Origin of the sequence: Sulfitobacter sp. LC.270.F.C4 (assembly GCF_032922545.1) — a bacterium.
Classification (GTDB): Bacteria; Pseudomonadota; Alphaproteobacteria; order Rhodobacterales; family Rhodobacteraceae; genus Sulfitobacter; species Sulfitobacter profundi.
In genome coordinates this window covers 3,346,723-3,372,514 of record NZ_CP136692.1, presented here as the reverse complement: position 1 = coordinate 3,372,514, position 25,792 = coordinate 3,346,723, and the positions used below count along the sequence as shown (strand labels likewise).

The 25,792-nt window shown below is 60.8% G+C and carries 21 protein-coding genes; 16 read left to right on the top strand and 5 right to left on the bottom strand.

Going from position 1 to position 25,792, the window contains the following annotated elements; all coding sequences use genetic code 11:
- Positions 1 to 540 carry a TetR/AcrR family transcriptional regulator gene (locus tag R1T45_RS20245; RefSeq protein ID WP_317390086.1) on the bottom strand — a complete coding sequence of 180 codons (540 nt, stop codon included), beginning with the start codon at positions 538 to 540 and terminating at the stop codon, positions 1 to 3.
- Between the two features lie 73 nt (positions 541 to 613).
- Between R1T45_RS20245 and R1T45_RS20240 the strand changes: the two genes are divergently transcribed.
- The 12 genes from R1T45_RS20240 to R1T45_RS20185 all read left to right on the top strand — a co-directional run bounded on the left by R1T45_RS20240 (position 614) and on the right by R1T45_RS20185 (position 15,034).
- A complete protein-coding gene (locus R1T45_RS20240) occupies positions 614 to 1,684 on the top strand; it encodes an alcohol dehydrogenase family protein (protein WP_317390085.1) in 1,071 nt (356 codons plus the stop codon).
- A gap of 199 nt (positions 1,685 to 1,883) precedes the next feature.
- Entirely contained in the window at positions 1,884 to 3,011 is a 1,128-nt protein-coding gene (locus R1T45_RS20235) for an ROK family transcriptional regulator (protein ID WP_317391139.1), read from the top strand.
- 3 nt (positions 3,012 to 3,014) lie between these two features.
- Entirely contained in the window at positions 3,015 to 3,941 is a 927-nt protein-coding gene (locus R1T45_RS20230; RefSeq protein ID WP_317390084.1) for a carbohydrate kinase, read from the top strand.
- 149 nt (positions 3,942 to 4,090) lie between these two features.
- Entirely contained in the window at positions 4,091 to 5,554 is a 1,464-nt protein-coding gene (zwf, locus tag R1T45_RS20225) for a glucose-6-phosphate dehydrogenase (protein ID WP_317390083.1), read from the top strand.
- Complete coding sequence (gene edd, locus R1T45_RS20220) at positions 5,551 to 7,359, top strand: phosphogluconate dehydratase (protein WP_317390082.1); 1,809 nt, start codon at positions 5,551 to 5,553, stop codon at positions 7,357 to 7,359. The genes zwf and edd overlap by 4 nt, the downstream gene beginning before the upstream one ends.
- A 3-nt stretch (positions 7,360 to 7,362) precedes the next feature.
- A complete protein-coding gene (gene eda / locus R1T45_RS20215; protein ID WP_317390081.1) occupies positions 7,363 to 8,016 on the top strand; it encodes a bifunctional 4-hydroxy-2-oxoglutarate aldolase/2-dehydro-3-deoxy-phosphogluconate aldolase in 654 nt (217 codons plus the stop codon).
- 140 nt (positions 8,017 to 8,156) lie between these two features.
- Positions 8,157 to 9,188 (top strand): LacI family DNA-binding transcriptional regulator, encoded by a 1,032-nt coding sequence (locus tag R1T45_RS20210; RefSeq protein ID WP_317390080.1) that lies wholly within the window; start codon positions 8,157 to 8,159, stop codon positions 9,186 to 9,188.
- Between the two features lie 115 nt (positions 9,189 to 9,303).
- Positions 9,304 to 10,608 carry a sugar ABC transporter substrate-binding protein gene (locus R1T45_RS20205; protein WP_317390079.1) on the top strand — a complete coding sequence of 435 codons (1,305 nt, stop codon included), beginning with the start codon at positions 9,304 to 9,306 and terminating at the stop codon, positions 10,606 to 10,608.
- Positions 10,609 to 10,726: 118 nt separating this feature from the next.
- Positions 10,727 to 11,593, top strand: a complete 867-nt coding sequence (locus R1T45_RS20200) for a carbohydrate ABC transporter permease (RefSeq protein ID WP_120350206.1) — start codon at positions 10,727 to 10,729, stop codon at positions 11,591 to 11,593.
- A gap of 12 nt (positions 11,594 to 11,605) precedes the next feature.
- Entirely contained in the window at positions 11,606 to 12,436 is an 831-nt protein-coding gene (locus R1T45_RS20195; RefSeq protein ID WP_067625898.1) for a carbohydrate ABC transporter permease, read from the top strand.
- Positions 12,437 to 12,451: 15 nt separating this feature from the next.
- Positions 12,452 to 13,456: an ABC transporter ATP-binding protein gene (locus tag R1T45_RS20190; RefSeq protein ID WP_120350207.1), complete on the top strand. Its 1,005-nt coding sequence runs from the start codon at positions 12,452 to 12,454 to the stop codon at positions 13,454 to 13,456.
- 72 nt (positions 13,457 to 13,528) lie between these two features.
- The gene (locus R1T45_RS20185) at positions 13,529 to 15,034 is read left to right on the top strand and encodes a mannitol dehydrogenase family protein (RefSeq protein WP_317390078.1); all 1,506 of its coding nucleotides are present in this window, start codon (positions 13,529 to 13,531) and stop codon (positions 15,032 to 15,034) included.
- 3 nt (positions 15,035 to 15,037) lie between these two features.
- Here R1T45_RS20185 and arsJ read toward each other — a convergent pair whose 3' ends face one another.
- From arsJ to R1T45_RS20170, 3 genes are read right to left on the bottom strand one after another with little or no spacing between them, the layout of a single operon-like run.
- Positions 15,038 to 16,300, bottom strand: coding sequence for an organoarsenical effux MFS transporter ArsJ (arsJ, locus tag R1T45_RS20180; protein WP_317390077.1), 1,263 nt, complete (start codon positions 16,298 to 16,300; stop codon positions 15,038 to 15,040).
- Positions 16,297 to 17,295 (bottom strand): ArsJ-associated glyceraldehyde-3-phosphate dehydrogenase, encoded by a 999-nt coding sequence (locus R1T45_RS20175; protein ID WP_067939467.1) that lies wholly within the window; start codon positions 17,293 to 17,295, stop codon positions 16,297 to 16,299. The genes arsJ and R1T45_RS20175 overlap by 4 nt, the downstream gene beginning before the upstream one ends.
- Positions 17,292 to 18,134, bottom strand: coding sequence for a helix-turn-helix domain-containing protein (locus R1T45_RS20170; protein WP_317390076.1), 843 nt, complete (start codon positions 18,132 to 18,134; stop codon positions 17,292 to 17,294). Before R1T45_RS20170 ends, R1T45_RS20175 begins: the two co-directional genes overlap by 4 nt.
- A 624-nt stretch (positions 18,135 to 18,758) precedes the next feature.
- Between R1T45_RS20170 and R1T45_RS20165 the strand changes: the two genes are divergently transcribed.
- Positions 18,759 to 19,478, top strand: a complete 720-nt coding sequence (locus tag R1T45_RS20165) for a helix-turn-helix transcriptional regulator (protein WP_120350211.1) — start codon at positions 18,759 to 18,761, stop codon at positions 19,476 to 19,478.
- 70 nt (positions 19,479 to 19,548) lie between these two features.
- On the top strand, positions 19,549 to 20,256 hold the full coding sequence (locus R1T45_RS20160) for an SDR family oxidoreductase (RefSeq protein ID WP_317390075.1): 708 nt from the start codon (positions 19,549 to 19,551) through the stop codon (positions 20,254 to 20,256).
- Between the two features lie 15 nt (positions 20,257 to 20,271).
- Here the strand turns inward: R1T45_RS20160 and R1T45_RS20155 are convergent, their stop codons facing one another.
- Positions 20,272 to 22,053, bottom strand: a complete 1,782-nt coding sequence (locus tag R1T45_RS20155; protein ID WP_317390074.1) for a histidine kinase N-terminal 7TM domain-containing protein — start codon at positions 22,051 to 22,053, stop codon at positions 20,272 to 20,274.
- Between the two features lie 434 nt (positions 22,054 to 22,487).
- On the opposite strand from R1T45_RS20155, the gene R1T45_RS20150 reads away from it, so the two are divergent.
- Both R1T45_RS20150 and R1T45_RS20145 read left to right on the top strand, forming a co-directional pair.
- Positions 22,488 to 24,008: an MHYT domain-containing protein gene (locus tag R1T45_RS20150; RefSeq protein WP_260011410.1), complete on the top strand. Its 1,521-nt coding sequence runs from the start codon at positions 22,488 to 22,490 to the stop codon at positions 24,006 to 24,008.
- A gap of 332 nt (positions 24,009 to 24,340) precedes the next feature.
- Entirely contained in the window at positions 24,341 to 25,789 is a 1,449-nt protein-coding gene (locus R1T45_RS20145; protein WP_120350214.1) for a histidine kinase dimerization/phosphoacceptor domain -containing protein, read from the top strand.
- Positions 25,790 to 25,792: the final 3 nt, after the last annotated feature.

The window sequence follows — 25,792 nt, the reverse complement described above, 5'->3', positions numbered from 1 at the left end:
TCACACCCCCGCGCAAGCCTCTGGATGACGCGAAAGCGCCTGCGCCAAACGCTGCGCGGCGGTCACGGCCTCCGCCCCCCGAAGCGGCCAGGTCTGCGTGAGCCCTTCGATGATGAGCAATAACGCGGTCTCGGCCCCCGCCAGATTGGTGGCCGCGGCGGCCTTGGCCGCGACCTCGGCCTTGTGCCGCGTTAGCAGGGCGCGCAGGCTGTCGCTGCCGGGGTCGGCGGCGACGGCGGCATGGAACAGGCAGCCGTGAGAGGTTTCCGTTTCCATCCACTGCCCGACACGCGCCAAGATCGCCTCCAGCGCGTCGGCGGGTGCCTGCGGTAGATCATCGAAGACCAGCGCGAGGTACCGCTGTTGGCGATTTTCCAATGCCGCCAGCACCATTTCAGCGCGGGAAGGGGTGTATTTATAAAGGGTGCGCAGGCTTACCCCCGCCGCATCGCGGAGGTCTTCGACGCTGGGTTCGGCGAAACCGCGGGCGGCAAAGGCACGCTCAAGCCCGGCGGCGATTTTGCTTTGGGTATCTGTCATGCTTGACGATGTAGAGGGAGCCCTCTACCTACGCAAGTAGAGTAATAATTCTACACTCGAAGGAGCCGAAGCGATGACCCTACCAGAGACGATGAAAGCCATGCGGCTGACCGGCCACGGCGGCTTGGACAAACTGGAGTGGCGCGAAGACGTTGCGGTGCCAAAGCCCGCAGCCGGAGAGGTTTTGGTCCGCGTCGGCGCGGCGGCGGTGAACAACACGGATGTAAACACGCGCACGGGCTGGTATTCCAAAGCGGTGCGAGGCGATACCGGGTCGGCGGCGAGCGAGGGCTACGACGGCGCGTCGGACGCCGATGGCGGCTGGTCCGGCGCCTTGAGCTTTCCGCGCATCCAAGGCGCCGATTGCTGCGGAGAGATCGTGGCCGTGGGTGAGGGGATCGATGAGGGGCGGATTGGCGAGCGAGTTCTGATCCGGCCCATGTATAGCCCTGCGGGGGCGGGGCCGGATGATCTGGTCACCTTCGGATCGGAACGGGATGGCGGTTTTGCCGAATACGCCACCGCCGAGGCCAGCAATGCGTTACGGATCGACAGCGCACTCACGGACCTCGAACTCGCTTCTTTTCCCTGCGCCTTTTCGACTGCCGAAGGGATGATCCAGCGCGCGGCATTGGGGGCGGAGCGTGTGTTGATCACCGGCGCCTCTGGCGGCGTCGGCTCGGCTGCGGTGCAACTGGCCAAACGGCGCGGGGCGCATGTGACGGCGGTGACCAGCCCCGGCAAGATGGAGGCGCTGAAGGCGCTCGGCGCGGATGAGGCGCTCGACCGGGATGCGGCGCTGCCGGAGGATGCCTTTGATGTGGTGCTCGACCTTGTTGGCGGGGCGCGTTGGCCCAAGCTGCTTGATGCGGTGGTGACGTGCGGGCGCTATGTGACCTCGGGCGCGATTGCCGGGCCGATCGTCGAGTTGGACCTGCGCACGCTCTACCTCAAAGATCTGACCCTCATGGGCAGCACGCGGCAGGAACCGAGCGTTTTTGCCGACCTTGTGGGGTATATCGAACGCGGAGAAATCCGGCCTGTCGTCGCGGAAAGCTATGCGCTGCAAGACCTTAAGCAGGCGCAGGAAGCCTTTCTTGAGAAATCTCACATGGGAAAGATCGGCATCACGGTGGCCGGTTGAACGCGAAAATGGGCCGCTTGCCAGAGGGGCAGGCGGCTCTTCCTTGCCAATAAGTAAATTAGATTGATTTAATCGTTGACTCACCCCCTCCCATTTGGGATTTGTCCTTCGAGACGCCGCATGAACCGGAGAGGAGGCCAGTTTGCAGCAGCTACAGACATTCGCCGACCGGACCGCGCGCGGCTCGAACCAGAGCGGGATGCGGGCCTATAACGAACGGCTCGTCCTGTCGCTTATCCGGCGCAGCGGCCCTACGTCCAAGGCAGAGATTGCCCGGCTCACCGGTCTGTCGGCGCAGACTGTATCCGTGATCATGCGCGCCCTCGAAGCGGATGGGCTGCTGAAAAAAGGCGCGCGGGTGCGGGGCCGGGTGGGCCAGCCTTCGGTGCCGATCAGCCTGAATGCGAAAGGGGCCTTCTTTCTGGGGCTAAAGGTCGGGCGGCGCAGTGTCGCGTTGATCCTGACCGACTTCGAAGGCCAAGTGACGCGCCGCAGCAGCGAGGTCTATGCCCATCCCACCCCCGCTGCGGTCATGGAATTTGCGCGACGCGCTTTGCAAGACACGCTCGCTTCTTTGACCGCTGACCAGCAGGCGCGGGTGGCGGGACTGGGGGTCGCCCTGCCGTTCGGCATGTGGGAATGGGAGGTTGCCGGCGGCGATCTGAGCGCCTGGCAGGACTTTGATATCGAAGCCGCTTTGACGGAGGTGGTCGATCTGCCGATTTCCATTTGCAATGACACTTCCGCCGCTTGCGGGGCCGAACTGGTTTTTGGCGCGCAGAACAAGCCGCGCGATTTTCTGTATTTCTACATCGGCTATTTCGTGGGCGGTGGGCTGGTGCTGGATAGCAAACTCTACACCGGCAAAAGCGGCAATGCGGGGGCGCTCGGCTCCATGCCGCTGGTCGGGGGCGTGCCTCGGCAATTGGTCGATGTGGCATCTTTGGCGGTCTTGGAGGCGGCGTTGCAGGAGGCCGGAGAGACTCGCCGCGCCCCGTGGAGCGATCTGGCGGCTTGGGAACTTTCCGCCGGCATTCTGGACCCATGGCTCGACAGCACTGCCGAGGCGCTGGCGCAGGCGGTCCGCGCCGCAACATGCTTGATCGATTTTGACACGGTGATGATCGATGGATCATTTCCTGAGACAATTCGCGCGGATCTGGTGGCGCGCACCCGCCGCCATCTTGCCGCCCAGCCCCTGCCGGGCGTCACCCTTCCGGCCCTGCGCGAAGGGACCGTCGGCAGCGACGCCCGCGCGCTTGGCGCGGCAAGCCTGCCGCTTTCGGACCGTTTCCTCGTCGACCGCGACGCATTTTTGAAAGGCTGACAGATGATCCTTTGCTGCGGAGAAGCCCTGATCGATATGATCCCAACCCCAACCACCGCAGGCCCCGACGGCTTTGTGCCCCATGCGGGCGGAGCGGTCTTCAATACGGCCATCGCCTTGGGGCGGCTCGGGGCGCAGGTGGGGATGCTCTCGGGCCTGTCGTCTGACATGTTCGGGCGGCAGTTGGTCGATGGGCTGAAGGCCAGCCATGTGGATGTCTCGCATCTGGTGGTGTCCGACCGTCCGACGACGCTGGCCTTTGTTCGGCTGGTCGGTGGCCATGCAACCTATGATTTCTATGACGAAAACTCGGCCGGGCGCATGATCACGCCGGGGGATATGCCCGCGCTCTCGGCTGAAGTCTCGGCGCTGTATTTCGGCGGGATCAGCTTGGCTTGCGAGCCGGGCGCGGATGCCTATGCAGATCTGCTGGCGCGAAACGCCGAAGGCCGTGCGGTGATGATCGACCCCAACATCCGCCCCGGTTTCATCAAGGATATCGAGCGGTACCGTCAAAGGCTCGACCGGATGCTGGCGCTGTCGGACATCGTGAAGGTATCGGATGAGGATCTGAACTGGATCAACCCGGCGCCCCTGTCGCTGCGCGATAAGGTGGCCGAGTTGTTGGACAAGGGGCCGTCGGTTGTCATCCTGACCCGTGGGGGCGAGGGGGCAATGGGCTATCTCGCCAATGGTGAGGAGGTGCAAGTGCCTGCCGTGAAAGCCGAAATCGTCGATACGGTGGGGGCGGGCGATACCTTCAACGCAGGCGTTTTGGCAAAGATGTCTGAGCTGGGTCAGCTCCATAAATCCGCGCTCGCCACCCTTTCGCCCGAGGTGTTGACCGAGTCGCTGGCCTATGGCGCGCGCGTCGCCGCCGTGACCGTTTCGCGCGCCGGGGCGAACGCGCCTTGGGTAGAGGAAATATGAAATGTTGAAGAACCGCCTATCTTTTTCGCTCAGATATGTTAGCGCTACCAGTGGCCGCCCTGAGGAGGGCGCAGGAGGGATGGCGATGGCTTTGAGCAATCGAAAACATGGTGCCGCCGCGCATCAACGCAGGCAGGAGGGCTGACCCCATGGTATCGCGCGTAATTCCCGTTGACCCTTTCGACCTCGTCATTTTCGGCGCGACCGGCGATCTTGCCCGGCGCAAGATCCTGCCCGGTCTGTTCCACCGTTTCACCGTCGGCCAGATGCCCGAAGGCGCACGGATCGTCGGTGCGGCCCGCTCCGAGCTTGATGCTGATGCCTTTCGCAAGATGATCCGCGACAGCCTGCTGGAGTTCGCCCCGAAGCTGGCGCAAGAGAGCGCCGCTTTGGAGCGGTTCCTTGCCATGGTGCACTACATGCGTGTGGATGCGGCGGGCGATGCGGGCTGGTCGGGACTGAAAGACCTGATGCGCGACGATGTTGTGCGGGCCTTCTATCTCTCGGTCTCGCCGTCGCTATTCGGCACGATCGGCGGCAAGCTGCATGATCACGGCATCGCCACCCGCGACAGCCGGATCGTCGTTGAAAAGCCCTTTGGCCATGATCTGGCAACCGCGGAGGCGCTGAACGCCGACCTGCGGGCCAATTTCGATGAGAGCCAGATTTACCGCATCGACCATTACCTCGGCAAAGAGACGGTGCAGAACCTGATGGCGCTGCGTTTCGCCAATGCCCTGTGGGAGCCGCTGTGGAATTCCACCCATATCGACCATGTTCAGATTACGGTTTCCGAGAGCCTCGGCGTTGAAGGGCGGGGGGAGTATTACGATAAATCCGGCGCCATGCGCGACATGGTGCAAAACCACCTGATGCAGCTTTTGTGTCTGACGGCGATGGAGCCGCCCTCGCGTTTTGACCCCAACGCGGTGCGTGATGAGAAGGTGAAGGTGATCGAGGCGTTGGAGCCGGTCGTCCAGAAGGACATCGCCCGCGGCCAATACCGCGCCGCGCAGGGCGAGGGCAGCTACTGCGATCATGCGGGCGACCCCGACAGCCGCACCGAAAGCTTCATCGCCATGAAAGTCAAAATTGCCAATTGGCGGTGGGCGGGCACGCCCTTCTATCTGCGTACGGGCAAAAAACTGCGTGGCCGCAGTTCCGAGATCGCAGTGATCTTCCGCGACCCGCCGCATATGATCTTCCCGGCGATGGAGGGCCATAAAGGCAACGCCCTGATCATCCGCCTGCAGCCTGACGAAGGCATCACCCTGCGCAACACGATCAAAGACCCCGGCCCCGGTGGCATGCGTCTGGCCGAAGTGTCGCTGGATATGACCTTTGCCGATGCTTTGGGCGAACAGGCCACCCCGCAAGACGCCTATGAGCGGCTAATCATGGACGTGATCCGCGGCGATCAGACGTTGTTCATGCGCGGGGACGAGGTCGAAGCCGCTTGGGCTTGGGCCGATCCGATCATTCACGGCTGGGAAGAGACCCGGCAACCCCCGTACCCCTATGACCCCGGCAGCTCAGGCCCCGAAGAGGCGCTGATGCTGATGCACCGCGACGGCCGCCGCTGGCGCGAGATCACACGAAAGGACGACCAATGACCCTGCATTCCACGATTGACCGCGTCACCGACCGTATCATCGCCCGCAGTGAGGCGACCCGGCGCCCCTACCTCGACCGAATGGAAGCCGCCCGCGCCAAGGGACCGGCCCGCGCGCATCTGTCCTGTAGCGGACAGGCCCATGCCTATGCCGCGTCTGGCGAAGACAAGGATCGGCTGGCGACCACCAGCGCAGGCAACCTCGGGATCGTGACCACCTACAACGACATGCTCTCGGCGCATCAGCCGTTTGAGCGTTACCCTGATTTGATCCGCGACGCGGTACGTTCCGCAGGCGGCACCGCGCAGGTAGCGGGCGGTGTGCCTGCGATGTGCGACGGGGTGACCCAAGGCGAGGCGGGGATGGAACTGTCGCTGTTTTCGCGCGATGTGATTGCCCTGGCGGCGTCGGTGGCACTCAGCCACAACACCTTTGACGCGGCGGTTTTCCTTGGGGTCTGCGACAAGATCGTGCCGGGGCTGGTGATCGCGGCGCAGGCGTTCGGGCATCTGCCAGCCGTCTTCCTGCCCGCCGGGCCGATGGAAAGCGGGCTGTCGAATGACGAAAAGGCCAAGGTGCGCCAGCAGTTCGCCGCGGGCGAGGTCGGGCGCGATGCGCTGATGGCCGCCGAGATGGCCGCCTATCACGGGCCGGGCACCTGCACCTTTTACGGCACCGCCAACACCAACCAGATGTTGATGGAGTTCATGGGGCTGCACCTGCCGGGGGCAAGCTTTGTGCCACCGAACGGCATGCTGCGCGATGCGCTGACCCAAGAGGGCGCGAAACGGGCGCTGGCGCTGAGCGCTCTGGGCAATGACTACACGCCCGTGGCTTCGATCCTTGATGAAAAAGCGTTCGTGAATGGGATCGTCGGGCTCAATGCCACGGGCGGGTCGACCAATCTGCTGATCCACCTTATCGCCATGGCGCGGGCCGGGGGGATCATTTTGGATTGGGAGGATTTTTCGGACATCTCCGACATCACGCCGCTGCTGGCACGGGTCTATCCCAACGGTCTGGCCGATGTGAACCATTTCCACGCGGCGGGCGGTCTTGGCTATATGATCGGTGAATTGCTGAAATCCGGCCATCTGCACCCCGACACCCATACAGTCGCCGGGCAGGGGTTGGAGCATTACACCTCCGAGCCAAAGCTAAAGGCCGATGGCCTGGTTTGGGAGAAGGGCGCGGGCGAAAGCCTGAACGAGAAGATCCTTCGCCCCGCCAGCGATCCCTTCCAGCCCACCGGCGGGCTGCGCCGCATGGCCGGATCGCTTGGCACCGCTTGCATGAAAGTCTCTGCCGTGGCGGCCGAACACCACATCATCGAAGCCCCGGCGCGGGTCTTTGCGGATCAGAATGAGGTGAAGGCAGCGTTTAAAGCGGGCGAGCTGACCGACGACGTGATCGTTGTCGTCCGTTTCCAAGGGCCAAAGGCCAACGGTATGCCCGAGTTGCACAGCCTGACGCCGCTTCTGTCGATTCTTCAGGGGCGCGGTCAGAAGGTCGCGCTGGTCACCGATGGCCGCATGTCGGGCGCGTCGGGCAAGGTGCCCGCGGCGATCCACGTCAGCCCCGAGGCGGTCGACGGCGGCCCCATCGCGCGGGTGCAGGATGGCGATATGCTGCGGGTTGACGCAGTTGCAGGGACGCTTGACGTGCTGGCCGAAGGGTTCGATGACCGTCCCAATGTCACCGCTGATCTTTCTGCTTACCATGCCGGGACGGGGCGCGAGTTGTTCGCTATGTTCCGCGACACAGTCGGTTCTGCTACCACCGGCGCAACCATTTTTGGAGGCTGATCCATGACCCTTACTGCAAAAGACGCCAGCCGTCGCACCCGCGAAATCTGTGCGCTTGCCCCGATCGTGCCTGTGCTGGTGATCGAAGATGTCGCCGACGCCCGGCCCTTGGCCGAAGCACTGATCGCTGGAGGGCTGCCTGCGTTGGAAGTGACCCTGCGCACGCCTGCCGCACTCGACGCGATTGCGGCCATGGCCGAAGTCACGGGCGGCCATGTGGGGGCGGGAACGCTGATCACCCCCGAAGACGTGCGCGCGGCGAAACGGGCGGGGGCGACCTTTGGCGTCTCACCGGGTGCCACAGATGCGCTGATCGCCGCCTGCGAGGAAGAAGACCTGCCACTGCTGGCCGGTGCCGCCACGGCGAGCGAGGCGATGCGGCTGTTGGAACGTGGCTATGACATGCTGAAATTCTTCCCCGCCGAAGCTTCTGGCGGGGCACCCGCACTCAAAGCCATCGGCGCACCGCTGCCGCAGATCACCTTCTGCCCGACAGGCGGCGTCAGCCCCGATAATGTGGAAAGCTACCTGAGCCTGCCCAATGTGCTTTGCGCGGGCGGCAGTTGGGTGGCCCCGAAGAAACTGATCGACGCGCAGGATTGGGCAGGGATCGAAGCGCTGGCACGTGCAGCAGCGCAATCAGGAAAGGCGGGCTAATCCCCTAAAGACTGGTGGCAGTTTGGCTTTGGCGACGGCCATGGAAAGCCTGCCGTCAACAGACCCTTGCTGGCTGGCCGAACTTATCTCTATATTGACTTTAGTTTACGCGCGCAGCGTTACGTCAAGGGAGGGTTAAGATGGGGCAGCAAAAAATCCGCAATATGGAGGAGTTTGCCGCTGTAAGTGGCATTTCCCGGCCCACGCTGTCGAAATACTTTAACGATCCCGACAGCGTGCGGCGCTCGACCCGCGAGAAGATTGAAGCGGCGCTGAGCCAGCATGACTATCGTCCCAATGTCTATGCGGTGAACCAAAACCGCCGCAAAACCCGCAACATTGGCGTTGTCGTGCCCAACCTCGCCGACCCGTTCTTTTCCGAGATTGGCCGCGAGGTGGAACTGGCCTGTCTTGCGGCGGGGTATAGTCCGATCTTGCTCAGCTCGCACGGCAACCCGGCGCAGGAGCGGGCTAATCTCGACTCGCTTCGGGCGCTGAAACCTGCGGGCGTGCTTTTGGCGCCCTTCGGCAAAGCCTCGGACCGGGATGCGATCGCGCGCTTTTGCCGGGACGTGCCCGTCGTGACCTTTGACGCCAATGTCGAAGGGGTCTGTGAGGCTTTCGTGGGTACCGACAATTTTCAAAGCGTCGAGTTGATTGTCGAATACCTGTGCCGCAGCGGTGAGCCGCCCTGCTTTTTCGAGATGAAGACACCCAGCAACCCGAACGCCAACAAGCGCCGCCTAGCCTATCTTGAGGCGATGGAGCGGCATGGCTTTGCCCCGCATATCCATCAGGTGCCGGGCGAGGGGTGGAACTTTGAAGAGATCGGCGCGACCGAGGGCGGGCGGCTGATTTCGGCAGGGGCATTTGAGACGGATACAGTGCTGTGCTCGAACGACCGTCTAGCCATCGGGATGCTGTCAGCGGCCTATGAGTTGGGGCTGCGGGTTGGCCACGGCAAGGATTGCGTCATGCGGATCGCGGGGCAGGATGACCACCCGTTCTCGCGCTACACCTGTCCGCCGCTGACCACCATCGCGCAGGATTATGGCGCCATCGCGAATCGTGCGGCCAGCACCCTGTTCCGCATTATCGAAAGCGAAACGCGGCTGGCTGAGCGCGAAGAGACGTTATTTGAGGGCAAACTTGTGATGCGGGCCTCTGCGTAACCCCTTGAGTTCGCAAGTTGCCTGAAAAATAATTAACGCGCGTAAAATTTAAGTTGACGGCGCGTTATGTGGATCGCTAGTCTTGCTTCATCATCTATAGAGGGAGGAACTATCGATGTTCTCGAATAAATCATTGCAAGCCGCGACAGCCATGTCCCTGATCATGGGCGGCGGCGCTTTTGCTGAGACGATCACCATCGCCACCGTGAACAACGGCGACATGATCCGGATGCAAGGCTACACCGACAAATTCACCGAAGAGACCGGCCACGAAGTGGAGTGGGTCACGTTGGAAGAAAACGTGCTGCGCCAGCGCGTCACCACCGACATCTCGACCAAGGGCGGCTCTTTCGACATCATGACCATCGGCATGTATGAAACGCCGATCTGGGGTGCGAACGGCTGGCTGGTGCCGCTGGACGACCTCAGCGAAGACTATGACGCAGACGATATCCTGCCCGCCATGGCCGGTGGTCTGAGCCACGAAGGCACGCTTTACGCGGCACCTTTCTATGGCGAAAGCTCCATGATCATGTACCGCACGGATCTGATGGAAAAAGCTGGCATGGAAATGCCGAAAGACCCGACTTGGGAATTCATCCGCGAAGCCGCGGCTGCCATGACCGACCGTGAAAACGACATCAACGGCATCTGCCTGCGCGGCAAAGCCGGTTGGGGCGAGGGCGGCGCGCTGATCACGGCGATGTCCAACTCCTTCGGCGCACGCTGGTTCGACGAAGACTGGAACGCCCAGTTCGACACTGAAGCTTGGGCCAACACGATCAACTTCTACAAAGACCTGATGGATGAGAGCGGCCCTGCGGGCTACGCCTCCAACGGTTTCAACGAAAACCTCTCGCTGTTCCAACAGGGCAAATGCGGCATGTGGATCGACGCCACCGTGGCGGCGTCCTTCGTGACCAATGGTGAAGATTCCACCGTGGCCGACAAGGTTGGTTTTGCGCTGGCACCGGACACGGGCCTCGGCAAACGCTCCAACTGGCTCTGGGCATGGGCGCTGGCGATCCCGGCGGGCACTCAGAAAGAAGATGCCGCGAAAGAGTTCATCGAATGGGCCACCTCGAAAGACTACATCGAGCTGGTTGCCGAGAACGAAGGTTGGGCCAACGTTCCTCCCGGCGCGCGCAAGTCGCTCTATGAGAACCCCGAGTACCAGAAAGTGCCCTTTGCACAGATGACACTGGACTCGATCCTGTCGGCTGATCCTGAGAACTCCACCGTCGATCCGACGCCTTATGTCGGTGTTCAGTTCGCCGCGATCCCAGAGTTTGCAGGCATCGCGACCGACGTGAGCCAAGAGTTCTCTGCCGCCTATGCCGGTCAGCAGACCGTCGAAGAGGCACTTGAGAAGGCACAGGACCTGACCAACGACGCAATGGAAGCTGCTGGCTACCGCTAAGCCGCTGCTTCTCCGGCACAAAGGGCGGCAAACACCGCCGCCCTTTTCCGCCCAACCACCTGATATGATACCCTTCACCTAAACGCGGCATCCGCCGCCTGCAGAGGAGATGTGCCCGATGGCTACCCAACATTCCCGATCAGCGGCACGCCTGATGATGGCCCCTGCGGTGGTCTTGCTCCTTGGATGGATGCTCATCCCGCTGACCATGACGCTCTATTTTTCCTTCAAGAAATACCTGCCGATGCGCGGCGGTGATCTGGGCTGGGTGGGGTTTGACAACTACGTGCGTTTCGTCACCTCGAGCGCCTTCTGGCCTTCGGTGATGACCACGCTGATTATCGTCGGCGGTGTGCTGGCGATCACGGTGGGCTTGGGCATCTTGCTCGCCATCCTGTTGAACCAGCCGATGTGGGGGCAGGGCTTTGTCCGCATCCTCGTCATCGCGCCCTTCTTTGTTATGCCCACCGTTTCGGCGCTGGTGTGGAAGAACATGTTCATGGACCCGAACTACGGGCTTTTCGCCTACCTTTGGGAATTCTTCGGGGCGACCCCGGTGCAATGGATGAGCCAAGCCTCGCTGACCTCGATCATTATTATCGTGTCATGGCAGTGGCTGCCCTTTGCGACGCTGATCCTGCTCACCGCGATCCAATCGCTTGACCGCGAGCAGCTTGACGCTGCTGAGATGGACGGCGCGCCCGCTACCAAACGTTTCGCCTATATCACCCTGCCGCATCTGGGCCGCGCGATCACCGTGGTGATCCTGATCCAGACGATCTTTCTCTTGTCGATCTTTGCGGAGATTTTCGTGACCACGGGCGGTGCCTTTGGGACCAAAACACTGACCTATCTCATCTTCCAGCGGGTACTGGAAAGCCAGAACATCGGCCTCGGATCGGCAGGCGGTGTCTATGCAATCATTCTCGCCAATATCGTTGCCATCTTCCTGATGCGCATCGTCGGCAAGAACCTGGACGCCTGAGGAGGAGACATCATGGCACGCGCAGTCACCAGACAACGCAAGATCGTCAACACGGCCCTCGCATGGGGTATCGGTTTCCTGATCTTCTTCCCCATCCTTTGGACCATCCTCACCAGCTTCAAGACCGAAGCACAGGCCATCGCCGATCCGCCGATCTTCCTCGGCTTTGATTGGACGCTGGCCAATTACGAGGCGGTTCTGGAACGCTCGAACTACGGGCGCTTCTTGTGGAACTCGATCATCATCGCCGGGGGCTCGACCGTTCTTGGCATCTTGATTGCGGTGCCCGCCGCATGGTCGATGGCCTTTGTGCCCGGCAAGCGGACCAAAGACATCCTGCTCTGGATGCTCTCGACCAAGATGCTGCCCGCGGTCGGTGTGCTCTACCCGATCTACCTGCTCTGCATCCAGTTCGGTGTGCTCGACAGCAAGATCGCTTTGGTCATCATCTTGATGCTCATCAACCTGCCGATCATCGTCTGGATGCTCTACACCTACTTCCGCGAAATCCCCGGCGAGATCTTGGAAGCGGCACGGATGGATGGGGCAAGCCTGCGTGAAGAGGTGCTCTATGTCCTCACGCCCATGGCGATCCCCGGCATTGCTTCGACGCTGCTCTTGAACTTCATCCTCGCATGGAACGAAGCCTTCTGGACGCTCAACCTCACAGCGGCCAAAGCGGCACCGCTCACAGCCTTCATCGCGAGCTATTCCAGCCCCGAAGGTCTTTTCTACGCGAAACTCAGCGCGGCCTCGACCATGGCCATCGCGCCAATCCTCATCCTCGGCTGGTTCAGCCAGAAGCAGCTTGTCAGCGGCCTGACATTCGGCGCAGTCAAGTAAGTAAGGGACAGTCACATGGGACAAATCAAACTCAATCAGGTTTCCAAAAGCTTCGGCGATGTGGAAGTCATTCCGCCCCTTGATCTGACCATCGAAGACGGCGAATTCACCGTCTTCGTCGGCCCCTCGGGCTGCGGGAAATCTACACTGCTGCGGCTGATTGCGGGGTTGGAGGATATCACCTCGGGCCATATTGACATCGACGGCACGGATGCGACCCATGTGCCGCCCGCGAAACGCGGTCTGGCGATGGTGTTCCAATCCTACGCGCTTTACCCGCATATGTCGGTGCGCAAGAACATCGCCTTTCCGATGAAGATGGCCGGGCTGCCTGCGGATGAACAAAACCGTCGGATCGAAGCGGCTGCCAAAGCGCTGAACTTGACTGACTACCTTGACCGTCGTCCGGGCCAACTGTCAGGCGGTCAGCGCCAGCGTGTGGCCATTGGCCGTGCCATTGTGCGGGAGCCTTCGGCGTTCCTTTTCGATGAGCCGCTGTCGAACCTCGATGCCGCGCTGCGGGTGGGGATGCGTCTGGAAATCAGCGAGCTTCACAAGCGGCTGGCCACGACGATGATCTACGTGACCCACGATCAGGTCGAAGCGATGACCATGGCCGACAAGATCGTCGTGCTGCGCGCGGGCTATATCGAACAGGTCGGCACCCCGCTTGAGCTTTACTACAAGCCGCGCAACGAATTCGTCGCGGGTTTCATCGGCTCGCCCAAAATGAACCTCATCAAAGGTGCCGAAGCCGAAGCGCGCGGCGCGCCGACCATCGGCATCCGGCCCGAGCATTTTGACGTCTCCACCACCGAGGGCGCTTGGGAAGGCACCATCGGCGTGGCCGAGCATCTGGGCTCTGACACCTTCTTGCACATCCACGGTGTCGCGGGCTGTGACCCGATGACCGTGCGTGTGGATGGGGAGTTGTCGGTCAAACATGGCGACCGGATTTTCCTCACCCCGCAGGCGGACAAGCTGCACCGGTTCGATGCGCAGGGCCTTCGGGTCGAGTGATGCAAGCGACAGGAACGACAGGCCGACCCCCGCACCCTCTCCCCGGTGCGCGGCCCTACAAGGATGTGGATCATGGATAAACTGGTAGACCTCTCGAACGCGACGCTGGGCGATCTTGATATCGCGCGGCCCACCTATGACCGCAGCGCCCTGACCCCCGGCATCGTGCATATCGGCGTCGGCAATTTTCACCGCGCGCATCAGGCGTGGTATCTGCACCGTTTGATGCAGAACGGCCAAGCGCATGACTGGGCGATCCTCGGCGCGGGCGTGCGCCCCTATGATGCGGCGATGCGCGAGAAGCTCTTGGCGCAGGACTGTCTGACGACGCTGATCGAACTCGACCCCGCGCAGACCTCGGCTGAGGTTGTGGGGTCGATGATCGACTACCTGCCGATCGAAGAGGGCAACGGTGCGTTGATCCGCGCCATGGCCGACCCGGTCATCCGCATCGTCGGGCTGACGGTGACCGAAAGCGGCTATTACATCGATCCGGTGAGCAAGGGGTTCGACGCTACCCACGCCGATATTGTCCATGACGCGGCCCATCCCGAGACCCCGCGCACGGCCTTTGGGGCCATAGTCGCGGCCCTGCGGCTGCGCCGCGATGCGGGGCAGGGGCCGTTCACGGGGCTCAGCTGTGACAACCTGCAAGGCAATGGCGATATCCTGCGCCAAGCGGTCGTTTCGCTGGCGCGGATGTCCGACCCGGCGCTGGCCGATTGGATCGAAGCGAACGGCAGTTTCCCCAACTCTATGGTCGATTGCATCGCCCCGGCCACCGGCCCCGCCGAGATCGCGCAGGCGCGAGAGTTTGGCGTGAACGATGCGGCACCCGTCACGCATGAAGCCTTTCGCCAATGGGTGATCGAAGACGACTTCTGCGCAGGCCGCCCCAACTGGGATCAGGTGGGGGCCACCTTCTCGGACGATGTGCATGCCTATGAAAAGATGAAGATCCGTATCCTCAATGCGGGCCATCAGGTTTTGGCGAACGTCGGTGAAGTGCTGGGGATCGAGACGATTTCGGCCACCATGGCGCATCCGGCGATCCGCGCGATGTTCCACCGCGTACAGGCCGAAGAGATCACCCAGACGGTCGCCCCGGTGCCCGGGATGACGCCGCTGGCATACCTCGATCTGATCGAACAGCGGTTCTCGAACCCGCGCATCGTCGACACCACGCGCCGCGTCGCATTTGATGGCTCTGCACGGCACACCGGTTTTGTCCTGCCGATCTTGCGGGATCAACTGGCGGCGGGGCGCTCAGTCTCTGGCTTGGCCTTGGTCGAAGCTCTCTGGGCGCGGATGTGTGCAGGCACGCGCGAAAACGGCAGCGAGATCGTGGCGAATGATCCGATCTGGGACGATCTGCAATTCGTGGCGCAGGCCGCGCGGGAACGGCCCGAAGCGTGGCTAGAGCAAGACCGCCTTTACGGTGATCTGGCGCAGGTCGACGCCTTCCGTGATGCCTTTGTCGCTTGGCTCACGCTGATCTGGGACGAGGGCGCCGTCGCGGCGATGACCGCCTATACGCAGGACGGTCAAAGCAACGGTCGCGCCAGCAAAGCAGGCTAACGGTCAGCCTTGGTCGGGTTTCAAGAACCCGACCAGCAGCGCCGACAGGGCCACCATGATCGCCGCCGCCCCCAGCATCAGGGGCAGCCCGCCAACTTGATAGCTCAGCCCCGACATCAATGTGCCCAACAGCCGCCCGGCGGCATTGGCCATGTAGTAAAACCCCACATCCATCGTCACCCGCTCGGCCTTTGTGAAGGACAAGATGAGGTAGGAGTGCAGGGAAGAGTTCACCGCAAAGACCGCGCCAAAGGCCAGCAAACCAATGACCAGTGTTGCGGTGAGCCATGTCTGCGGTCCATCGCTGAAAAGCGCGGCCAGCGTCAGCGCCGCAGGCACGGCGGCAAGCGACCATGCCCAGCCCCGCGCGGCTGAGATCAGGTCTTCCGCCGGGCGGGATTTGGCGCGGAGCAGGCGTGGGGCGAAGATCTGCACCAATCCGTAGAGGATCACCCAGACCGCCATGAATGTGCCGATCATGAAGAACGCCGCGCGGTTGCTTTCCTCCGTGCCGTCCGAGAGGACCGCGTAGAAATAGATCGGGATGCCCACCACAAACCAAACATCCCGCGCGCCGAACAGAAACACCCGCGCCGCGCTCAGCCAATTCACGTTGGGGGATTTGGAGAAGACTTCGGAGAACTTCGCGCCCCTGCGGCCCTTCGGCAGGCCGGGCGGCATGGCGGTCAGGACGGCGATCAGGATCAGCGCAAGGATCGCGGCCATGCCCAGCACCGCCCAGACAAAGCCGAGCGTGGCCAGCAACGCCGCGCCGAGCAGAAAGCCCAGACCCTTGACCATGTTCTTGGAGCCCGTCAGCAGCGCGACCCAGCGAAAAAGCCCGCCATCCTCAGCCGGCGCCAGCAGCTTCACGGCGGATTTCGACGACATCTTGGCCAAATCCTTGGCCACCCCGCTTGCACCCTGAACCAGCATGACGAACACCACCGAGGCACCAACCGCCCAAGACGGATCAAGCTGCGCCAGCGCCAGCAGCGCCACGATCTGCAAGCCCAGCCCCGCATAAAGCGTCGAGGCCAGCCCAAACCGCGCCGCGATCCAACCCGCGCAGAGGTTGGTGACAACCCCCGCGATCTCATAAAGCACAAAGAGATAGGCCAGTTGCACGGGCGAAAAGCCAAGCCGGTGAAAGTGCAACAACACCAACATGCGCAACGCGCCATCGGTCAGCATAAAGGCCCAATAGGCCGCCGTGACCGCGATATAGGCCGATAGCCCCTCGGGGCGGGTCGCGCTCTGGCTCACAGACTTGCCCCGACCATCAGCGCTACGTCAACCAAACGGTGCGCGTAGCCCATCTCATTGTCGTACCAAGCGTAGATTTTTACCTGCGTGCCATTCACCACCATGGTGGAGGGCGCGTCGATGATGCTTGAGCGAGTGTCGTTTGTGTAGTCTGCCGAGACGAGCGGGCGCTCCTCATAGCCGAGGATGTCTTTCAACTCGCCTTCGGCTGCGGCTTTGAACAGGGCGTTCACCTCTTCCACGGTCGTCTCACGCTCTACCTCGAACACGCAATCGGTCAGCGAAGCGTTCAGCAGTGGCACCCGCACCGCATGGCCGTTCAAGCGGCCTTTGAGTTCGGGATAGATCAGCGTGATCGCCGTGGCGCTGCCGGTGGTCGTCGGAATTAGCGAGTTCAGGGCCGAGCGCGCGCGGCGCAGATCTTTGGCAGGGCGGTCAACGATGGTTTGCGTGTTGGTCACATCGTGGATCGTGGTGATGGAGCCGTGTTTGATCTTCATCGCCTCATGGATCACCTTCACCACCGGGGCGAGGCAGTTGGTCGTGCAGCTTGCCGCCGTGACGATCCGGTGCCGGGCAGGGTCATAGACATCATCGTTGACGCCATAGACGATATTGGCCGCGTCACCGTCTTTTACAGGGGCCGAGATCACCACCTTCTTCACCCCCGCCTCGAAATAGGGGGCGAGTTTGGCGTCGGTTTTGAAGACCCCGGTGCAATCGATCACCACATCCACCCCGTCGAGCGGCAGCGCGCTGAGGTCGCGGGTGCCGATAAAGGGCAGGCGGGTGCCGTTGATGCTCACGCTGTCGGCGTCATGCGCGAAATCAGCCTGCCAGCGCCCGTGCACCGTGTCGAACTCCAACAGATGTGCGTGCATCTCCGGGTCGCCCACCGCGTCGTTGATCCATGCGATCTCCGCCCCCTGATCCAGCAGGGGTTTCAAGGCGAGCTTGCCGATGCGGCCAAGGCCATTGATGGCATAGACGGTCATGCGGAAAATCCTTCTTTGTCGGTTTGGCCCGCGTCATCGAGCGCTTTTTGCAGCGAAATACGGTCGAGCGAGGTCAGTGGCAGGCTGGTAAAGCCCAACATTCGGTTGCGCAGCGTGCCATAGGCTTGCTGAAAGGCGAGGCTCTTTTCGGCGTCGGAGCCTTCGACCTTCACCGGATCGGGCAGGCCCCAATGGGCGGTGATCGGTTGGCCGGGCCATGTGGGGCACTCTTCGTTAGCTGCTTGATTGCAAACGGTAAAAACGAAATCAAAACCGGGCGCGTCTTCGGTCTGAAACTCGGATATATGTTTCGACCGAAGCTGCGTCACGTCATGGCCCTTCTGCCTGAGCACCTCTACCGCGAAGGGGTTCAATGCGGATTGTGGCCGCGTGCCTGCGGAGTAGACGTTAAAGCGGTCCCCCGCGAGGTCGCGCAGGATGCTTTCGGCAAAGATCGACCGGGCGGAGTTGCCGGTGCAGATGAACAGGACGTTGAACTTGTCGTCGGTTATGGGAGCGTTTCCATCTGGAGAGGTGAGGGGAAGGCAAATCTCTGGCCGTCCGCGGCAGCAGTCGTTCAGCAGGTAGCCGATGGTGTCACGGGCGGCCGCAAGATCGATCGCATAGCGCAGCGAGGTGCCTTGCCGTTCTTGGGTCACCAGCCCGGCCTGCATCAGCGCGCCGATATAGCTCGAGAGGGTGTTGGGCTTGAGACCAAGCGCTTGCGCCAGTTCGGTCGCGGGCACCCGGTCCGGGTAGCGGCGCATCAGCAGCCGAAAAAGCGCGAGACGCTGCGGATGGCCGAGGGTGGCAAGGCGGTTGGGAATTAGTTGTTCCATAATTCGTGAATTACAGAACTAGATGTCAGATTGCCAGTGAAAATTTTGTAACAGCGCAATCTTGCAGGTGTATGAAAGCGATGCTTGGCTTTGACGATTCACTCGCGACTATAAATTTTACTAGGTTTACAGGCGCACTCAGGCTCAATCAGTCAAGAACTGCCAGAAATTTAATCAAACTATAACAAATGCTTGAGGATCGATCGCGGGAATCTTGTTATCGGAGTTTGCGGCTGCGCTGAATGATAGCCAAACAAGAGATGCGCGCTCAGGTTGACGCGATCTTTTGACAGGGCCTGCCATTTGGCTCTGTTCCGGCCCCTGCTTCGGGACGCCGCGCCCTTGTCCGCTGAGTTGGACGTTTTTGTTGTTGTAGGGGGCGCATAGGTTTTCGGGCAGGGGCCGCTTTATGCCCTGCACGGCCTCGACTGTGGGGGCGAACGTTCCGATCTTTGGTCGGGCGGTCGTTTGGCTTGTCCCTTGTCCAATAGGGCAAAAATGCAACGTCTCTGCCCGTTTCCCTCATTCCGGGAAATCATTCACGGCGGTGATGTTCCCTCAGGGGTTGAGGCGTTCTATCAAGGTGCTCAGTTTTTAACCAAATGAGCTTTTGAACGCCGCCCTATGGTGACCCCGCTTTCCGACCGCTACCTCCTCCTGAAAGAGCAACGACCAGACATCAAGCCGACCGAGATGCTGCAGGTCTTGGCGCAGGAGATGGGGTTGAACAACCTGTCATATCTGGGGTTTCACAAAACCAACCCCGGCAACAGCGATCCGGTCATTCACACGACCTATGACCCGGCTTGGCTGACGCGCTACCAAGAGGAAAGCTATCATTTGATCGACCCGGTGGTCGACCAATCCCTTGAGGGCACCTTGCCCGTGGACTGGAGCGAATTGCCCAAGGTAGACCGGACCACCCGCAATTTTTTCGGGGAGGCGATGGAGTTTGGCGTGCGTCAAAACGGCGTGTCGATCCCCATTCGGGACCACCTGCATGGAAAGGCGGTGCTCACGCTGAACTCTGACCTGCGCATTCATGAATGGCGCAAATACAAGCGTGGCATCATCGCCGATGCTATCTATCTGGGCTGTTTGATCCAAAGTGACATCGTGGCGAATCTTGCCAGCGCCCCGCTGGGGCCGCGGTTAAGCACCCGCGAGAAGGAAGTGCTAAAATGGGCCGCCGTGGGCAAAACCGCTTGGGAAACGGGGCAGATCATGACGGTGGCGGCCAGCACGGTGAACCACCACCTCTATAATGCCTGCGCAAAGCTGCAGGTGACCAACAAAACCCATGCGGTGGCCAAGGCAATTCGGGCGCAAATCATCACGATCTGACCGACCGCGCGGGCAGGGCTTGGCGGCGGCTTTGTCGCGCGGTAAGCCGCCGCCAGCATAGGAGAACGACATGGAACTGCGCGACAGACGTATTTTGGTTACCGGCGGCAGCGACGGGATCGGGCGGCACATCTGCCTGAAACTGGCAGAGACCGGCGCGCGGCTGGCCATTCTGGGCCGCGATGAGACGCGGTTGCAGGCGGTGGCCGAGGCCTGCACAGCCGCAGGCGCGGCAGAGGCCGTGGGGCTGACCTGCGATCTGCAAGACCCATCGGCGATCGACCATGCCGCGGCGCAGGTGCTGGCGCGTTTTGGCGGGCTCGATATCCTGATCAACAACGCCGGGATTTGGCACAAAGCCGGGCCGCTCGACACAATCGCGCCGGAGATGCTGCAGGCGACGGTGCAGACTAATCTGACCGGTCTGATGCAGATGACACAGGCAACGCTGCCCGCGCTGCGCGACAATGACGAGGCGATCATCCTCAATGTCGTGTCGAAATCCGGTGTCGTGGCGCAGGCGGGGCAGTCGGTTTATACGGCCACGAAATACGGCGTGCGCGGCTTTACCGAGGTGCTGAAGGCGGATGAGGAAAACACCGGCGTGCGGATTGGCGGGCTGTATCAGTCGGGCACCAATACCGGCATGTTCGCCAAGGCCGGAGAGGATGTGCCGAACCACATTTTCACCGAACCGGATGATCTGGCCGATGTGGTGGTCTTTGTCCTCTCACGTCCGCCGAAACTGTGGATCCACGACATCCGCATCGAACTTTAACCGCGAAGGGCGCGCTTAGTCGGTGCCTTGCAGCGCGCCTTGGGCCGCTTGCGGGGCGGGCTCTGCCTCGGCCCCGATGCCGAATTCGACATGGAAGGTCGATCCGACACCGGCCTCGCTTTCGTAAAACAGATCACCCGCCATCTGCCGCGCCAGTTGGCGGGAGATATGCAGGCCAAGGCCAGAGCCTTGGGTCGATTTCTGACCGTCGTCGTCAAGCTGTCCGAAGCGGCCAAAGACCCGCTCCTCCATCCCCTCAGGGATGCCGCGCCCATGATCGCGGATAGAGAGCCTGACCCGGCCTTGGTGCGCCGTCAGCCTGCCCTCCACGGTGTCGCCAACATGGGAGAATTTCACCGCGTTCGAGATCAGATTGTCGACTACCTGTCGGATCGCAAAGGCATCGCCCAAGACCACGGCAGGCTGCGTGATCTTGCCGATATCCAGCCTGATGCCGCGCTCATGCGCGTACATTCGGTTTTCCTCGATGCTTTCGCGCAGCAGAGCGGGCAGGTCGACGGGCAGCCACTCAAGTGCCAGCGCCTGTACCTCAAGCTTTTGCACCAGCAGGATATTATCGACCAGACGGGACAGGCGGACCCCGTTGCGATGGGCAATGTCGAGCGAGGAACGCAGCGGGCCCTTGACCTCGCCCAGTTTGCCGCTGAGCGCCAATGCCAAGCCGCCCTTCAGTGAGGTCAGCGGCGTGCGCAGCTCATGGCTCACGACCGAGATGAATTCATCCTTGGCCCGGTTGGCTTCATCGGCCTCTTTCAGTGCTTGTTCAAGGGCCGTAGTGGTGGCGATCTGGTGGGTGACATCGACGAAGGTGACGCTCCAACCGATGACGGGGCCGGCGGGGGAGAGCGGGTTTTCGATGGGGTGAATGCGCGGCTCATAGAGGCGTTCATCGCAGGTGATATGGGCAGAGGCGGTCTGCGCCGTTTGCGCCTTTATCCCAGCGATCAGATCATTGCCCAAGGTCGGATCCGTCAAAAGCCCGCTGCGCTTAGCCGCGGCGTTCGAGCGAATGACGTGCCGCCGCGCGTCCAATAGGATGAGTGGTTCGCTCATCGTGTCAAACAGGGTCGATTGCCCGACAGAGGGCATATCCATCGTTTTGTTGGTCACCAGCAGCCATGAAAAGGCGAAGATGCCCAAGGTGAACATGAACGCCGTCGGATCAAGGCCAAGGACCGTGAAGCCGAACAGCGCATAGGCCGCGTTCGCGCCCAGTGGGATCAGGGTGATCACCACCAGCATCGTCAGCAGCGGCCAAGCGGCCCGTTTCGCCCGCAAAAATGCGCGCCCCAGCCAGATGAGCGTCGCCATCACAAAGCAATAGAGCACCGCAAGGACAAGGAAATATACCGCGCCATGTTCAAAGGTGATCTGATCCTTGCCGGGCTGGATCGCGGTCTCGGCGGTATAGATCAGGTGGTGCCAGCCGTTCGTCGCGGCGAGGACAAAGGCCGCCAGTGGCACGGCGATCAGGGCCAAAAGGCTCGCCCGGCCACGCGCATGGTTCGAGGGGCCGACATACTCAAAGATGAAGAACGACCACGCGACCGGAACCAGAGCATGACCCAGCCACGCCAGTTGCGCCTGTTGCATCTGGCAGGCGTAGCCGGGCGTTGCGGCTTCGGCTCCGACCATCATCAGGGTCCAGATCATCCCGGCAAAGGTTAGCGCATAGTAAACCTTGCCATGGAACTCTTGAAACTTGAGCGTCCATAGGGCGACAGCCGCAGCGATCACGCTGACGGCAAGCACGGCCCAATAGACCGGGTCAAGCATTAGCCCCTGAAAACACGTTAGCATGGCAGAGTTACCTATGAACCAAATTGAATGTGCGCAGATCAGCATTGGAATGCGGCGCAAGTTTGGCGCTCTAGTGGCGTATTAAGGCAGGGCGACGCAACCCTTGGATGTGAAGGGCGTCAATTGGTACCGTCACTTTCACCAATCGGACGATGCGATTGCATCCCTCAACAGGGGCGAAGGGGCGTTCAGAGTGGGCTACGCGGTGGGGCAAGCGCGCAGTGGCGGGCCGCAGAAACCGGGACATGAGCCCCCGGGAGCGCTTCCCCCGCTCTCCGGCACCTACCACGGTTTCACTATATGAAATTACCGCCAAAAAGAACCCACTCGAACACGGTTTCGACGCATTCCCCGCGCAACACTGGCCTCATTATCTTGAGGTTTAAAAAATGCTTACAGTGGCTCATTCTATGCACTCTGACCACGATATGACGTTGGTCTTGCTTGCCGCGCTTTTGTGCGCATTCGGCAGCTGGGTGATTGCAAATCTTTACCGACACGGGCTCAAGCAGACACCGCGTCAGGCGTTGTTGTGGTATTTTCTGACCGCCGTGACCTCTGGCATCGCCATTTGGTGCACGCATTTCATCGCCATGTTGGCCTATCAGCCCGATGCGCCGGTAAGCTTCGACTTTGGTCTTACTTTCGCCTCGTTGGTGATCGCGATTACCGGGTCTACGGTCGGCATTCTCATTGCGGGGATGTTTCGCAGACGGGTCACGACCGTGATCGGGGGGGTGATCTTGGGGCTGTCGATCTCGGCCATGCATTACACCGGGATGGTCGCCTATCGGATCGAGGGGATCATTCACTGGGATAAGACCTATCTTGTCGCCTCGGTTCTGCTCGCCATGGTGCTGTCGACCGTGGCTTTGTTCTTTGGCGCGCAGGGCGACAAATACGCCCGGTCGAAAATGACAGCGAGCTTTGCCTTGGCGATCGTCGGTCTGCACTTTACCGGGATGGCTGCCTTTCATGTGACACCGACAACCTTGATCGGTGGCCATAGCAACCCTGATGAGTACAGACTGCTGGCGCTGGTTATCGCAGGGACGGCTGCGATGATCGTGATGGGCGGGCTGTTCACCTATTTCATCGAAAACCGCACGCGGTTGGAGAACATCGTCGAATTGCGCCAAGCCCGGGATGAGGCCCGCGATGCCAGCCGCGCCAAGTCAGAGTTCATGAGCGTTCTGAGCCACGAGTTGCGCACGCCGCTAACGATCATCAACGGCTACGCCAGCTTTTTGACGGGGCTCAAGGGCCATACCATCGCCAAGCTGAAGCCGAACGAGCAAATCTCGAAGGTGCATTTTGAAGAACTGGGGGACCAGACAGAGCGTTATGGCGGCCGTATCAAATCTGCGGGCGACCATTTGTTAACCATCATCAATGAACTCCTCGACTATACCAGTATCGAGCTTAACTCGATCAAGCTTAACAAAAACTCTTTTCAGGCTGGCGAACTGCTGGCCGAGTTGGAGGAGCAATTTCAGGGGCTGGCCAAGGAAAAGCAGGCGGTGCTGGAGATCGAATGTGATGACTTCGACGTTTTCGCCGACCGTGGGCGCTGCAAACAGATCCTGATCAACCTTTTAGGCAACGCGCTGAAGTTCTCATCGGCCTCCAGCATTCGCATGCGGGCCAAGAGGGTCGGCGATACCTGCCGGCTTGAGGTCGAAGACAACGGCTGCGGGATGCCGGAAGAGGATTTGCAGCGGATCTTCCAAGCCTTCATTCAAGCGGAATCGGCCGCCAAAAGCGCCGATGGCGGCACGGGGCTTGGCCTTGCGATCAGCAAGAAGCTCGCCGCGGCGCATGAGGGAGACATTCAAGTGGAAAGTGCTGTCGGCGTCGGGACGAAGTTCACCGTGGATCTGCCCGATTGCGCTTCGGAGATCAGAGTGGAGAATGCGCTCGCCGCGGCGTAACGGGGGCTGTGGCGGGGCAGGCGCGATTTGAGGTGGTTGCGCTTGCTTGATAGGCGGAAAGCCCAAGGCTCTCCGGGCGCGCTACGGCTTAACTAGCCTTGTTGAACGTCTCAAGCGCTATTGGCAGCCCCCTTTGGTCGCCGGGTCAATGGAAGCCGGGCGCAACTTTTCTCGCGCATGGGTTGCCCACATGTTTCTGAAACTGCTTGCGGTCCCCCACATCAACGCAGTTTGGTACAACTTAACTTAAATTAGTATCTCTTTGCTTTTATGTTCTAAATTAAAGGGCTACGATCAATAGTGAAGATGGTAAGTACCGGGAGAGCGGGCCTATGGGCGGTGGTGAATCGGCGAATGCGCGCGTGCCGAGATCTGCAATTTTTGCAGCGTCCCCCCATGGCTATCTTGTTTTAGATACTGATCTTATGATCATCGACGTGAATGACCGGTATCTTTGCATCACCGGGTCAAAAGCCGATGATCTCATTGGGAAACTGCTGTTCGATGCATTTCCGGATGATCCTTCTGACGCTACGGCGGATGGCACCAACAATCTGCGCAAGTCGCTTGAGATTGTCGCCGCCACTGGCAAGCCGCATCGGATGGCCGTTCAGAAATACAATATCCCCATTCGCGACAGCGTCGACGGGGCCTTTGAAGAGAAGTATTGGCAGCCGTTCAACGCGCCTGTTTTCCAAGACGGCCAGCTGATCGCGCTTATTCACCATGTCGAAGATGTCACCTCGGAATTCATTGGTCGCCGCGACCAAGCGATACGGCTCAATCTGGCAAAACAGGTGTCGGGTGTCGGCTATGGGGAACTGGACCTTCAGACCGGCACCGCGAATGTATCGCATGAGTTGGCCGATCTTTTCGGCTATCCAGATACCGAGGGAACCTTTCCGATCACCAAGCTTTTTGAGCGTATCCATCCCGATGATCTGGAGCATGTGAAGAAGAGCTTGGAAGGGGTCACGGCCAGTGATGCAACGGTAAACGCCGACTATCGGATCGTCTTGCCCCGAGGGGATATTCGATGGCTGAACACACGTGGCGAAGTGCTTTTTGAGCATGGCAAACCCGCGCGGTTCATCGGTGCGTCCCTCGATCTGACCCATTCCAAAAAGCGCGAAGAGGTCTTGCAGAAAACGCTGACCGAGAGGGACAAGCTTCTTGAGCAGAAAGAAACGCTGCTGGGGGATGTAAATCACCGGATCAAGAACAGCCTGCATCTGGTGTCGAGCATCCTACGCCTTGAAGCCGCATCGGTGGAAGACGACCACGTCAAACACAGTCTGCAGCAGGCCTCTTTGCGGGTGCATGCCGTAAGCTCGGTTCATGAACTTATCTATAAATCGCAGAACGTTACCCATGTGGATGTCGGTGAATACATCCCGCAACTCGTCGACTTTCTTTCAACCAGCACAGAGACCGACAGCAGGCGGATTGAGAATGTTGTCTACGCGCAGGCGGTCGTTCTTCCGACGGATCTGGCGATCAACCTTGCGCTGCTGATCAATGAGCTTGTGACCAATGCGCATAAACATGCCTTCGTTGAGCGGGAACAGGGCCGGGTAGATGTTCGTTTGCATCAAGAGGGAACCCTTTTGACCTTGACGGTATCGGACGATGGGATCGGTAGCGCGAAAGGTCTAGAGAGGGTCGGTCTCGGTTCGAAGATCGTGGCAGGCATTGTTAGCCAGCTTGGGGCGACGATGGAGAAGAGGGCAACAGAGCATGGTTATTGCGTCGAGATTGAGATCCCCATGCCTGCCGGGTAATGC

Coding starts and splice junctions, on each gene's coding strand:
- R1T45_RS20205 (WP_317390079.1), top strand. CDS start 9,304: ATGTTCTCGAATAAATCATTGCAAGCCGCGACAGCCATGTCCCTGATC.
- R1T45_RS20200 (WP_120350206.1), top strand. CDS start 10,727: ATGGCTACCCAACATTCCCGATCAGCGGCACGCCTGATGATGGCCCCT.
- eda (WP_317390081.1), top strand. CDS start 7,363: ATGACCCTTACTGCAAAAGACGCCAGCCGTCGCACCCGCGAAATCTGT.
- R1T45_RS20240 (WP_317390085.1), top strand. CDS start 614: ATGACCCTACCAGAGACGATGAAAGCCATGCGGCTGACCGGCCACGGC.
- R1T45_RS20155 (WP_317390074.1), bottom strand. CDS start 22,053: ATGCTTGACCCGGTCTATTGGGCCGTGCTTGCCGTCAGCGTGATCGCT.
- R1T45_RS20165 (WP_120350211.1), top strand. CDS start 18,759: ATGGTGACCCCGCTTTCCGACCGCTACCTCCTCCTGAAAGAGCAACGA.
- R1T45_RS20185 (WP_317390078.1), top strand. CDS start 13,529: ATGGATAAACTGGTAGACCTCTCGAACGCGACGCTGGGCGATCTTGAT.
- R1T45_RS20230 (WP_317390084.1), top strand. CDS start 3,015: ATGATCCTTTGCTGCGGAGAAGCCCTGATCGATATGATCCCAACCCCA.
- edd (WP_317390082.1), top strand. CDS start 5,551: ATGACCCTGCATTCCACGATTGACCGCGTCACCGACCGTATCATCGCC.
- R1T45_RS20235 (WP_317391139.1), top strand. CDS start 1,884: ATGCGGGCCTATAACGAACGGCTCGTCCTGTCGCTTATCCGGCGCAGC.
- R1T45_RS20145 (WP_120350214.1), top strand. CDS start 24,341: ATGGGCGGTGGTGAATCGGCGAATGCGCGCGTGCCGAGATCTGCAATT.
- R1T45_RS20195 (WP_067625898.1), top strand. CDS start 11,606: ATGGCACGCGCAGTCACCAGACAACGCAAGATCGTCAACACGGCCCTC.
- R1T45_RS20150 (WP_260011410.1), top strand. CDS start 22,488: ATGCACTCTGACCACGATATGACGTTGGTCTTGCTTGCCGCGCTTTTG.
- R1T45_RS20245 (WP_317390086.1), bottom strand. CDS start 540: ATGACAGATACCCAAAGCAAAATCGCCGCCGGGCTTGAGCGTGCCTTT.
- R1T45_RS20210 (WP_317390080.1), top strand. CDS start 8,157: ATGGGGCAGCAAAAAATCCGCAATATGGAGGAGTTTGCCGCTGTAAGT.
- zwf (WP_317390083.1), top strand. CDS start 4,091: ATGGTATCGCGCGTAATTCCCGTTGACCCTTTCGACCTCGTCATTTTC.
- R1T45_RS20190 (WP_120350207.1), top strand. CDS start 12,452: ATGGGACAAATCAAACTCAATCAGGTTTCCAAAAGCTTCGGCGATGTG.
- R1T45_RS20175 (WP_067939467.1), bottom strand. CDS start 17,295: ATGACCGTCTATGCCATCAATGGCCTTGGCCGCATCGGCAAGCTCGCC.
- R1T45_RS20170 (WP_317390076.1), bottom strand. CDS start 18,134: ATGGAACAACTAATTCCCAACCGCCTTGCCACCCTCGGCCATCCGCAG.
- R1T45_RS20160 (WP_317390075.1), top strand. CDS start 19,549: ATGGAACTGCGCGACAGACGTATTTTGGTTACCGGCGGCAGCGACGGG.